The sequence below is a fragment of the Legionella rubrilucens genome, assembly GCF_001468125.1.
Taxonomy (GTDB): domain Bacteria; phylum Pseudomonadota; class Gammaproteobacteria; order Legionellales; family Legionellaceae; genus Legionella_C; species Legionella_C rubrilucens.
Genome location: NZ_LNYT01000003.1, coordinates 135,583 through 146,648, shown reverse-complemented (window position 1 = coordinate 146,648; position 11,066 = coordinate 135,583). Strand labels below are relative to the sequence as shown.

The window sequence follows — 11,066 nt, the reverse complement described above, 5'->3', positions numbered from 1 at the left end:
GCTTCGAATGGTTGCCCGCCTCCGCGGGCAGGACAGCGGGTGGTTTGTCTTGCCCGCGCAGGCGGGCATCCAGGGAGGTGGCACAGGCCTCAATAACAGCCATCGCCTGCTTAGTGCCAAGCCTCCCCATCCGGGCTTCGAATGGTTGCCCGCCTTCGCGGGCAGGACAGCGGGTGGTTTGTCTTGCCCGCGAAGGCGGGCATCAAATGATGGGTGTTAATGTGCAATCAAGCATGACCGACTCAATAGTCGAAGGATGTTTCTGGTGATGGTTTAGAGTTAGAATCGCTGCCCGCTCGCGCGGGCATAAAGACGAGGCTTAAGAAGACCGATCGAAAAACAAAAACTCGGTTAAATGGCCATCAGATCTTTCTCTTTTTCTTCCAAAACAGCATCAATATCCGCAATGTGTTTGTCAGTCAATTTTTGAATAATTTCATTGGCTCGACGCTCATCATCCTCGGAAATGGCTTTTTCTTTAACTAACTCTTTCAGTTGGTTATTGGCATCGCGACGAATATTACGAATCGCTACCCGTCCCTGCTCACCCTCAGCACGCACCACTTTAATTAATTCTTTGCGACGCTCTTCAGTGAGTGGCGGCATGGGTACGCGAATCGCGCTTCCGGCTGTCGAAGGATTTAATCCCAGATCGGAGGTTAAAATGGCTTTTTCGATAACCGCCACCATGGATTTTTCCCAGGGAGTAACCAACAGTGTGCGTGAATCACTGCTTGTCACGTTGGCAACCTGGCTTAATGGGGTTAAATTGCCATAATAATCAACCTGAACGTGATCAAGCAGACTGGCATTGGCACGACCTGTTCTAATCTTGGTTAAGTCCACTTTCAAGGTCTCAACCGTTTTTTTCATGCGTTTTTCAGTGTCTTGCTTAATGTCATTGATCATGATTTGCTCCTACAATAGTTCCTACCCGCTCACCCAGGACAATCTTTTTCAGGGCATTGGGTGCTTCCATATCAAAAACCTGTAATGGCATTCCATGATCCTGACATAAACAAATGGCTGTTGAATCCATGACCTGCAACCCATCGCTCAGGATTTGTCTGTAGGTCAGATAATCATACCGTGTCGCATTTGGATTTTTAACCGGATCGTCAGAATAAATGCCATCCACCTTGGTGGCCTTCAACACCACGTCCGCACCCACCTCAATTGCACGAAGGCAGGCTGCTGTATCCGTAGTAAAGAAAGGATTACCCGTGCCCGCGGCAAAAATAACCACATGGCCATTGCGTAAATGCGTGATGGCTTTCCGGCGATGGTAGGGATCAACCATACCCATCATGGGTATGGCCGACATGATACGGGCAGGTAAATCAATGCGCTCAAGGGCATCACGCAGAGCGAGTGCATTCATCACGGTTGCCAACATGCCCATGTGATCGCCAGTGACACGTCCTAAACCTGCCTCGGACAAGGCCTTGCCGCGGAACAGATTTCCGCCGCCAATAACAATACCGACTTCAACGCCCATGCTGACTAATTCAGCCACGTTGTTGGCAATACGATCAAGTACAGCCGGGTCAATACCAAATTGCGCCTTGCCCATCAGCGCTTCGCCGCTGCATTTTAATAAAATGCGTTTGTATTTAAGTTTTGGATGTGAGTCAGTCATTATGAACCACGAACCTGTGCCATCACTTCCTCGACAAAATTGTCTTCTTTCTTCTCAATCCCTTCACCAACCTCATAGCGAATGAATGATTGAACTTCAGCATTCTTTTCTTTGAGTAATTGTCCAACCTTGACATTGGGATCTTTAACAAACGGTTGTCCAAGCAGGCTGACTTCATCAATGAACTTGTTAATACGACCTTCAATCATTTTATCAATGATTTCCTGCGGCTTGCCGCTTTCGCGTGCCTGAGCAGTGAAAATATCGCGCTCATTGTCAATGGCTTCTGCGGAAACCTGCTCACGGCTAACGACCATTGGACGGCTGGCGGCCACATGCATGGCGATGTCTTTAGCCAGATTTTCATCACCGCTTTTTAAGGCCACCATAACCCCAATACGCGTACCGTGCAGGTAATAACCAACAACGCCCTGAGTGTGCAAGCGTACGAGGCGGCGAACCTTGATGTTTTCACCAATTTTGGCAAACAATTGTTGTCTGGCCTGCTCGACTGTATCGCTGGTACCGGGAACGGTTTGGATGGATAAAGCCTCAACATCATTGGCATCAGACTGTAAAGCTGTCTGAGCGACTTTCTCGGCAAATTCAACAAAATTACTGTCTTTCGAAGCAAAATCAGTCTCGCAGTTGACTTCGACCATGACTGCGGAATGCTGATCAGCTGAACGGGCAATTACAACCACGCCCTCTGCAGCGACTCTATCGGCTTTCTTGTCGGCCTTGGCCTGACCAGCCTTACGCATTTGAACAATGGCTTCTTCAATATCCCCATTGGTTTGCAGCAGGAATTTTTTGCATTCCATCATCCCGGCACCGGTACGTTCACGCAATTCCATTACCAATTTAGCGCTAACTGTCATCGTTTAATCCTCCACATAGCGAAAAGGGGTACGCCAACTTCTGCAGCGTGCCCCTTTATCATCAGAAAAATATTAGTCTGCTTTATCTGCTTCTTTTTCAGTCACAGAAATTTCAACAAACTCAGCATCAGATGAAACACCACCAACGGTATTCCCTTGTTTAGCATCAAGGATTGCATCAGCTATGCAACGGACATAGATGTCAACCGCACGCATAGAATCGTCGTTTCCAGGAATAACGTAATCGATGTTATCCGGGCTGTTATTGGTATCTACTACGCCAATGACTGGAATCTTCAGACGGCGGGCTTCTTCAACAGCGATGTGCTCAAAACCAACATCAACCACAAACAGGGCATCGGGCAAACCACCCATGTCTTCAATACCGCCCAGACTGCGTTCTAATTTTTCCAGTTCACGGGTCAGCATTAACGCTTCTTTTTTAATCATTGAAGCAAAAAGGCCCTTATCACGCATTTCCTTGAGTTCTTTCAAACGGAATATGGATTGACGGACTGTTTTCCAGTTTGTCAGCATGCCGCCTAACCAACGGTGATCGACATAAGGCATGCCGCAACGCTTGGCGTGTTCACGGATGCTTTCCTGAGCCGCTCTTTTAGTACCAACAAACAAAATTTTTGCCTTGTTTGCAGCCAGACGACCGACATAATTCGTCGCGTCATTTAAGCGGGGCATTGTCTTTTCGAGGTTGATAATATGGATTTTATTTCTTGAGCCAAAAATGTATTCGACCATTTTTGGATTCCAGAAACGGGTTCTGTGGCCAAAATGGGCCCCCGCTTCCAATAGTTCGCGCATACTGATATTCATTTAAAATTCTCCGGGTTATGCCTCCACGCTTCCCATACAGTACCCATAAGGGACCCAACCGCATGTGACGAAACGTGTGTGTCGTTAAAAAGCGCGGTATTTATAACACACTTACTCGAAATCAGCAATGGATAACACTGGAATTCGATTGAAAATAAAAGCAGAAATATTGAATGACACCCGCTATAATGCAAAACGATACAATAACAAACTGGAGGGTTTTACCATGTTTAAAAAACTTCTTATTACTGTTATCGCCTGTGTTTCTTTCCTGTCTCTGCAAGTCGTCTCTGCCAATCAACCTGGCAATTGCCCCTGCAAAGGCCGCTTAAGTGAAATGTTTAACAAACTGCAACTCGATGCCAATCAACAGGCTCAAATCAAGGCCATTAAAGATAAAAACAGGGATGCCATGAAAGCGAGCTGGCAGCAAATGAAAGCGTTACGCAGCCAGTTAAAAGCCTTGGTTACCAGCGAAAAACTTGATGAAGCCACATTAAACAAGCTGACCAATCAAAAGGCTGCTCTGGTAAGCTCCATTACTAAAGCGAAAATTTCAACCAAAAATCAAATTTACAACGTACTCAACGACAAGCAAAAACAGCAATTCCAGTCCATGATGAAGGAATGGGAAGCTAAAAAAATGATGTACAAACAACAGTGTAAAGGGGCATAGCCTTTCCTTTATTAGAGTCTGGGGGCCGCCTTTGGGCTTTAACCCGGACTTTTTCTGCATCACGATCCTGCGGCCGGTTTGGATACCTTCGCGACCAATCCCTTCATGAAACAGCGACTTAACCATCCTCGACGCAGGGAATAATGATGCTGGAATGAATGACTTATGCTACTATTTATTTTTTTGGTTGGATTTAAACTATGGCCGTAACCATTAAAACGCCTGATGAAATTGAAAAAATGCGCGTCGCTGGCCGTTTAGCCGGTGAAGTGCTTACCATGATTGGCGATTATGTCAAAGAAGGGGTTACCACGGATGAGCTAAATACCATTTGCCATGATTACATTGTCAATGTACAGAACGCTATCCCTGCTCCTCTGGGTTACAATGGCTTTCCCAAATCCATCTGCACGTCCATCAACCATGTGGTTTGCCATGGTATTCCTGGTAAAAAAGCCTTGAAAGACGGTGATATCATCAACATCGACGTGACGGTCATCAAGGATGGTTATCACGGCGATACCAGCAAGATGTTTATTGTAGGAACTCCCTCGGTCAAAGCCAAACATGTTGTTAAACTGGCCCATGAATGCCTGTTCATTGGCATTGAAATGGTCAAACCGGGTGTACGTCTGGGTGACATTGGTCATGCTATTCAGGTTCATGCCGAAAAAAACCGCTGCTCTGTTGTGCGTGAGTATTGTGGTCATGGCATTGGCCGTATTTTCCATGAGGATCCGCAGGTATTGCATTATGGTACGCCCGGCACCGGCGAGATCTTGCGTGAAGGCATGACATTCACCATTGAGCCGATGATTAATACCGGTAAATACCAAACCCGTCTATTGCCTGACAATTGGACCGTGGTCACTAAAGATCACAGTTTATCAGCCCAATGGGAGCACACCTTGCTGGTGACGGCTGACGGCGTGGAAATTTTAACCTTACGTGATGAAGAACGGTAGCCATGTTCTCAAGCAGACACTCAAACAGTTCAAGGAAGAACTGTGTAATGAATTTTGTCAAAAAGCCAGCATCACCAGCATCACACGCAAGTTAGTCCGTTTTATTGACGAAACGTTATTACTCCTCTTCCAGAAGCACCAGTTACACGAAGACAATGCCTTTTGTCTTTTGGCTCTAGGCAGCTATGGTCGTCGCGAACTCCAACTCCATTCTGATATCGATTTACTTTTATTGCATAGCCATCACGTCACCAAACCGCAGTTGCATCGTGCTCAGGCGTTTATCCAGGATTGCTGGGATATCGGCCTCGATGTCAGTCATCAAATCACAACACCTAAAGATTGCGCAGACTTGGCCAGCCAGGATTTAAGCGTCATTTCCAGTATTCTTGACATGCATCTCCTCTGCGGCCGCGGCAGCTTCATGGAAGAGTTGCAATATTACACCCACCCTTTACATATCTGGCCAAGCCATGAGTTTTTTTTCGCCAAACAGCAAGAGCAAAAGCAACGCTACATTAAATACGGCGAAACTGCCTACAATCTGGAGCCCAACGTCAAACAGGGTGCTGGCGGGTTACGTGATTTGCAAATCCTGCTCAGTATTGGCAAGCGTCATTTTGGCATTAAAAAACTGGCGGACGGCATCAGCAGCGGTTTCATTACGGACAAGGAATACGAGCAGTTAATTAACTACCAGCATTTCCTCTGGCGGATTCGTTTTGGGCTTCACACCCTTGCGGGCAAGCAGGAAGAACGTCTTCTGTTTGATTATCAGGTGAAACTGGCTGCCCTGTTTGGCTTTGAGGATACGCCGCAATCGCTGGCCATTGAGCAGTTCATGAAACTTTATTTTAAAAACATCAAAGGGATCCGTGAGCTGAATGAAATGTTGCTGCATTGGTTCTCAGAAGCCATCGTTCACCGTGAAAAACAATTGATCACCCCCTTAGACAGCCATTTCCAGTTGTCGAATCATTACATTGAAGTGAAACATCCCCGCGTTTTCATTCAGCACCCGCCAGCAATCATTGAATTGTTTGTCTGGCTGGCCAAGCGTCCTGACATTGCCGGTGTTCGTGCCAGCACCATTCGCCTGATCAGGCAGTGCCTGTTTTTAATGGATAAAAAGTTTCGCTCCTGCCCTCTGGCAACCCAGTTATTCATTCAGCTGTTTAAAGAAAAAAACCCTTACTATGCCCTGCATCACATGAACCGCTACGGCGTGCTTGGTCATTACCTGGATTGTTTCGCTGCAGTAACCGGGCAGATGCAATATGATTTATTTCATGTGTATACCGTGGATCAGCACACCCTGTTTGTCATTCGCAATCTGGTTCGTTTTCTTGATCCCGCCTATAATTTGTCTTTTCCCCTGGCCGCATCGCTCATGGCTGCCATTAAAAAGCGGGAACTCCTCTACCTGGCAGCCCTCTTTCATGACATTGCCAAAGGCCGGGGCGGCGATCATTCGGAACTGGGTGCAGAGGAGGCAAAAGCCTTTGCTGTGCGCCATCAGTTGATAAAAGAGGATGCGGATCTGGTCATCTGGCTTGTGCGCCACCATCTGCTCATGTCTCAAACTGCCCAACGGCAGGATATTTACGATCCCAAGACCATCAGCCTGTTTTGTCAGCATCTGCCAAAACCTCATTACCTCGATTACCTTTATTTGCTGACCGTCGCCGATATTTGTGCCACCAACCATACCCTGTGGAACAGTTGGAAAGATTCACTGCTTAAGGAGCTTTACCATGCTGCTCACCGGGCTCAGCAGCAGGAAAAAACCCTCCCTGATGAAGAAAGCCTCATCAGCGAACGCAAGCGCGAAGCCTTGGTCTTGTTGAGGAAAAAGGGTATTGAGGACAACAAAGTCAATGATCTGTGGACCCATATCAAAGGCAAATATTTTCTGCACGAGCCACCCGACGTGATAGCCCGCCATACCGAGGCCATGTTAAGTTGTCAGCAGTACCCTTTGATCATCATCATGCCTCACCACAGCCAGGGGGGTACTGAAGTCTTCATTTACATGCCGCACCGTGAAGAGCGATTTACAATTACCACCACGGTACTCAGTAATCATTACATTACCATCCAGGAAGCGACCATTTTAACCTGTGATCATCAGTTTGACTTAGACACCTATATTATTCTCGATGAACAGCATCAAGCCTTGACCAACAATGAGCAGATTAAAGCCATCCATGAGGCATTAAAAAAACATTTGGGCAAGCACTCTCCGCCACCCAAAAGCATCAAGCGCCGTTTGTCCCGGACCCAGGCCCATTTCAAATTTAAACCGCAGATAAGCTTTACCGAAGCACAACAGGAGCAGCATACCTGCCTCTTTTTGGTAACAACCGACCGTCCCGGCTTGCTGGCGACCGTCAGCCGCATTTTTTCTGAGCAAGGCCTTCACTTGCATAATGCTAAAATTGCTACCGCAGGCGAACGGGTTGAAGACATGTTTTATATTTCAACCCAGGCTGGTTTACCATTGAATGCCGAAGAAAAAAAGCGCTTGAGGAGTCAATTGATGGCGGCCTTTACGAACGTCGAGTCATAAAAAAATCTTTTAATAACGCGGAGCATTCCGCTTCAAGAAATCCTTCATCGATTTGCACGGGGTGATTTAAAGGATACCCCTTGAGCAAATTATATACTGAACCGGCCGCACCGGCTTTGACATCACGTGCAGCAAAAACAAGGCGTTTGATGCGCGCATGAACAATGGCTCCGGCACACATGACACAGGGCTCCAGAGTGACGTACAGGGTAGTATCCAGCAGCCTGAAATTGGCTTGCTTGTGTGCTGCTTCACGAATGGCCAGAATTTCGGCATGGGCACAGGGGTCGGTTTGGGCTATGACGCGATTACCGGCTGCCGCCAGCAGCTGGTTATTGCGGTCGACAAGCACAGCCCCGACTGGCACTTCGCCGGCCTGTTTGGCCGTCCATGCCAGTTCATAGGCTTTTTGCATCCAGTGCGTGTCGTTTATTCCCATTCAATCGTCGCTGGCGGCTTGCCGGATATGTCGTAAGTTACCCGGGACACACCCGCCACCTCATTAATAATGCGATTGGAAACAGCGCCCAGAAAATCCCAGGGTAAATGGGCCCAATGCGCTGTCATAAAATCAATGGTTTCGACGGCCCGAAGACAAATAACGAAATCATAACGACGACCGTCGCCCATCACACCCACGCTTTTGACCGGCAAAAAAACGGCAAAAGCCTGGCTCACTTTATGATAAAGGCCTTCATTCTTTAATTCATCAAGAAAAATAGCGTCCGCCTGCCTTAAAATATCGGCATACTCCTTCGTCACCTGACCAAGAATTCGCACACCAAGTCCGGGGCCCGGGAATGGATGGCGGTAAACCATGTCGTAAGGCAGACCGAGTTCCAGACCAATTTTGCGAACCTCGTCTTTGAATAATTCGCGAATGGGTTCCAGTAGTTTTAAATTCAAGGTCTCTGGCAAGCCGCCAACATTATGGTGCGATTTAATCACTACTGCCGCACCATTGGTTTTGGTTGCGGCCGATTCAATGACGTCAGGATAAATGGTCCCCTGGGCCAACCATTTGACGCCAGGCAATTTTTTTGCCTCATCATCAAAGACTTCAATGAAGGTCCGGCCGATGATTTTTCGCTTGGTTTCTGGGCAATCAACCCCATTTAACGCCGCTAAAAACCTGTCTTCCGCATTCACGGCAATGATGCGGATGCCCATGTGCTGACCAAACATGGCCATCACCTGTTCCGCTTCGTTTAAGCGTAAAAGACCAGTATCAACAAATACACAAACCAACTGATCGCCAATGGCCTGGTGCAGCAGAGCCGCGACGACAGACGAATCAACACCGCCGGAAAGTCCAAGCAATACCTGTTCATCACCCACCTGCTGGCGAATGGTGTCAATGGCCTGTTGAATAATATTATCAGCGGTCCAGGTGGTTTTGGCCTGGCAGATATCAACGACGAAACGTTGCAGTATGCGTAATCCTTGCACAGTATGAGTCACCTCAGGATGGAATTGCAAACCGTACAGGCGGCGTTCATCATTGGCCATACCGGCAATGGGTGCGTTGCGCGTTTCACAGATCACCTTGAACCCGGGCGGCAATTGCGTGACCTTATCGCCATGACTCATCCACACATCAAGCAAAGCCCTCCCTTCCGCGTCGGTCTTGTCTTCAATGTGGTGCAATAATTCGGTATGCCCATGCAAACGCAGTTCTGCATAACCAAACTCACGCAGGTCAGACGATTGCACTTCACCACCTAACTGAACAGCCATGGTCTGCATGCCATAGCAAATCCCCAACACCGGCAAACCGCAGGTGAATACCCAGTCCGGAGCGCGGGGGTTGCAACTTAAAGTCACGGTGGATGGACCGCCGGAAAGGATAATGCCGCAGGGTGAAAGCGCATTAAACGCGGATTCATCGAGGTCATAGGGATGAATTTCACAGTACACGCCCATTTCCCGCACGCGGCGAGCAATCAATTGCGTGTATTGCGAACCAAAATCAAGAATTAAAAGAAGTTGCCGCTTGATATTACTGCTCATTAGTTGTCCACCTGGTAATTCGGGGCTTGTTTGGTAATACTGACATCATGGACATGGGATTCACGCATCCCGGCATTGGTCACCTGCACAAACTCTGCATTTTCATGGAGAAGACTGATGGTTTTGCAACCGGTATAACCCATGCAGGAACGCAAACCGCCCATCATTTGATGAATGATGGTTTGCACGGGACCTTTGTAAGGAACACGGCCTTCAATGCCTTCAGGAACCAGTTTTTCAGCGCCCTGACTCATGTCCTGAAAATAACGGTCGCTTGAGCCCTGGGCCTGAGCCATAGCCCCAATCGATCCCATGCCGCGGTAACTTTTATAGGTTCGGCCTTGATAGAGCTCAATTTCACCAGGTGATTCCTCTGTACCGGCAAACATACTGCCTAACATCACCGTGTCGGCACCTGCCGCCAAAGCCTTGCAGATATCACCAGAGAAGCGGATACCGCCATCGGCAATCACCGGAACCTGACCTTTAACGCCTTCAGCCACATTGGCAATGGCGGTAATCTGCGGTACACCAACACCGGTGACGATACGGGTCGTACAAATCGAGCCGGGACCAATTCCAACCTTGACCGCATCAACACCCGCGGCCACCAGATCGCTGGCTGCCGCCGCGGTCGCAATGTTGCCGCCCACGACCTGAACCTGCGGAAAATGTTTTTTAATCCAGGCCACACGGTTTAATACGCCCTGAGAATGGCCATGAGCGGTGTCCACCACCAGCACATCGACTCCCGCCTCAACGAGCGCTTCCACACGTTCATCGGTGCCTTCACCGACCCCTACGGCCGCTCCAACGCGCAATTGTCCCTGATGATCTTTGTTGGCAAATGGATTTTCTTTGGCTTTTTGAATGTCTTTTACCGTAATTAAGCCGCGCAGCTTGAACTCGTCGTTCACCACCAGCAGCTTTTCTAAACGGTGTTTGTGCAGCAGGCTTTGGATTTCTTCACGGCCAGCTCCTTCTTTCACAGTCACCAGACGCTCTTTTGGCGTCATGACAGCTGAAACCGGCAAAGCAAGATTGGTTTCAAAGCGAATGTCACGGCTGGTCACTATCCCTACCAGCAAGCCGTTTTCAACCACGGGGACGCCTGAAAAATTATGATGAGCAATGACCGTAAGCAAATCTTCGACGGTGGTTTGCGGTGTCACCCATACCGGATCCTTCACCATACCGCTTTCAAATTTTTTCACTTTGCGAACTTCGTCTGCCTGGGCAGCAATGTTCATGTTCTTATGGATAATCCCGATACCGCCTTCCTGTGCCATGGCAATCGCAAGCCTCGACTCAGTAACTGTGTCCATCGCAGCTGAAACAAGAGGGATATTCAATTCGATGCCCCGAGTCAAACGGGTTTGCAATGAAACTTCTTTGGGGAGAACCAGTGAATGGGCAGGAACCAGCAAAACATCATCAAAAGTCAGTGCCTGTTGCACAATAGAAAGCGACATATCAATCCCCCTGCAATGAAATT

Annotated in this window: 10 protein-coding genes; 3 read left to right on the top strand and 7 right to left on the bottom strand. The window is 48.2% G+C overall.

The genetic code is table 11. The annotated features are described in order from the left end of the window. Nucleotides 1-351: 351 nt before the first annotated feature. The 4 genes from frr to rpsB all read right to left on the bottom strand — a co-directional run bounded on the left by frr (nucleotide 352) and on the right by rpsB (nucleotide 3,351). Nucleotides 352-909 (bottom strand): ribosome recycling factor, encoded by a 558-nt coding sequence (gene frr, locus Lrub_RS01285; protein WP_058530394.1) that lies wholly within the window; start codon nucleotides 907-909, stop codon nucleotides 352-354. Beyond that, complete coding sequence (gene pyrH, locus Lrub_RS01280; RefSeq protein ID WP_058530393.1) at nucleotides 899-1,642, bottom strand: UMP kinase; 744 nt, start codon at nucleotides 1,640-1,642, stop codon at nucleotides 899-901. The genes frr and pyrH overlap by 11 nt, the downstream gene beginning before the upstream one ends. Next, nucleotides 1,639-2,520, bottom strand: a complete 882-nt coding sequence (gene tsf / locus Lrub_RS01275) for a translation elongation factor Ts (protein WP_058530392.1) — start codon at nucleotides 2,518-2,520, stop codon at nucleotides 1,639-1,641. Before tsf ends, pyrH begins: the two co-directional genes overlap by 4 nt. A 72-nt stretch (nucleotides 2,521-2,592) precedes the next feature. After that, complete coding sequence (gene rpsB, locus Lrub_RS01270) at nucleotides 2,593-3,351, bottom strand: 30S ribosomal protein S2 (RefSeq protein WP_058530391.1); 759 nt, start codon at nucleotides 3,349-3,351, stop codon at nucleotides 2,593-2,595. A gap of 226 nt (nucleotides 3,352-3,577) precedes the next feature. On the opposite strand from rpsB, the gene Lrub_RS01265 reads away from it, so the two are divergent. The 3 genes from Lrub_RS01265 (at nucleotide 3,578) to glnD (ending at nucleotide 7,561) form a co-directional block, all read left to right on the top strand. Continuing rightward, the gene (locus Lrub_RS01265) at nucleotides 3,578-4,027 is read left to right on the top strand and encodes a Spy/CpxP family protein refolding chaperone (RefSeq protein ID WP_162263120.1); all 450 of its coding nucleotides are present in this window, start codon (nucleotides 3,578-3,580) and stop codon (nucleotides 4,025-4,027) included. 200 nt (nucleotides 4,028-4,227) lie between these two features. Next, nucleotides 4,228-4,992 (top strand): type I methionyl aminopeptidase, encoded by a 765-nt coding sequence (map, locus tag Lrub_RS01260; RefSeq protein ID WP_058530389.1) that lies wholly within the window; start codon nucleotides 4,228-4,230, stop codon nucleotides 4,990-4,992. Continuing rightward, on the top strand, nucleotides 4,979-7,561 hold the full coding sequence (gene glnD, locus Lrub_RS01255) for a [protein-PII] uridylyltransferase (protein WP_058530388.1): 2,583 nt from the start codon (nucleotides 4,979-4,981) through the stop codon (nucleotides 7,559-7,561). Before map ends, glnD begins: the two co-directional genes overlap by 14 nt. On the opposite strand, the gene tadA is transcribed toward glnD, so the two are convergent. From tadA to guaB, 3 genes are read right to left on the bottom strand one after another with little or no spacing between them, the layout of a single operon-like run. Next, nucleotides 7,542-7,994 (bottom strand): tRNA adenosine(34) deaminase TadA, encoded by a 453-nt coding sequence (gene tadA / locus Lrub_RS01250; protein WP_058530400.1) that lies wholly within the window; start codon nucleotides 7,992-7,994, stop codon nucleotides 7,542-7,544. The genes glnD and tadA overlap by 20 nt on opposite strands. Then, complete coding sequence (gene guaA, locus Lrub_RS01245; protein WP_058530387.1) at nucleotides 7,991-9,571, bottom strand: glutamine-hydrolyzing GMP synthase; 1,581 nt, start codon at nucleotides 9,569-9,571, stop codon at nucleotides 7,991-7,993. Before guaA ends, tadA begins: the two co-directional genes overlap by 4 nt. Further along, nucleotides 9,571-11,043: an IMP dehydrogenase gene (guaB, locus tag Lrub_RS01240; RefSeq protein WP_058530386.1), complete on the bottom strand. Its 1,473-nt coding sequence runs from the start codon at nucleotides 11,041-11,043 to the stop codon at nucleotides 9,571-9,573. Before guaB ends, guaA begins: the two co-directional genes overlap by 1 nt. Nucleotides 11,044-11,066: the final 23 nt, after the last annotated feature.

Bases quoted from the DNA above. Each gene is read 5' to 3' on its own strand.
- rpsB (WP_058530391.1), bottom strand. From the start codon at position 3,351: ATGAATATCAGTATGCGCGAACTATTGGAAGCGGGGGCCCATTTTGGC.
- map (WP_058530389.1), top strand. From the start codon at position 4,228: ATGGCCGTAACCATTAAAACGCCTGATGAAATTGAAAAAATGCGCGTC.
- glnD (WP_058530388.1), top strand. From the start codon at position 4,979: ATGAAGAACGGTAGCCATGTTCTCAAGCAGACACTCAAACAGTTCAAG.
- guaA (WP_058530387.1), bottom strand. From the start codon at position 9,571: ATGAGCAGTAATATCAAGCGGCAACTTCTTTTAATTCTTGATTTTGGT.
- frr (WP_058530394.1), bottom strand. From the start codon at position 909: ATGATCAATGACATTAAGCAAGACACTGAAAAACGCATGAAAAAAACG.
- guaB (WP_058530386.1), bottom strand. From the start codon at position 11,043: ATGTCGCTTTCTATTGTGCAACAGGCACTGACTTTTGATGATGTTTTG.
- tsf (WP_058530392.1), bottom strand. From the start codon at position 2,520: ATGACAGTTAGCGCTAAATTGGTAATGGAATTGCGTGAACGTACCGGT.
- Lrub_RS01265 (WP_162263120.1), top strand. From the start codon at position 3,578: ATGTTTAAAAAACTTCTTATTACTGTTATCGCCTGTGTTTCTTTCCTG.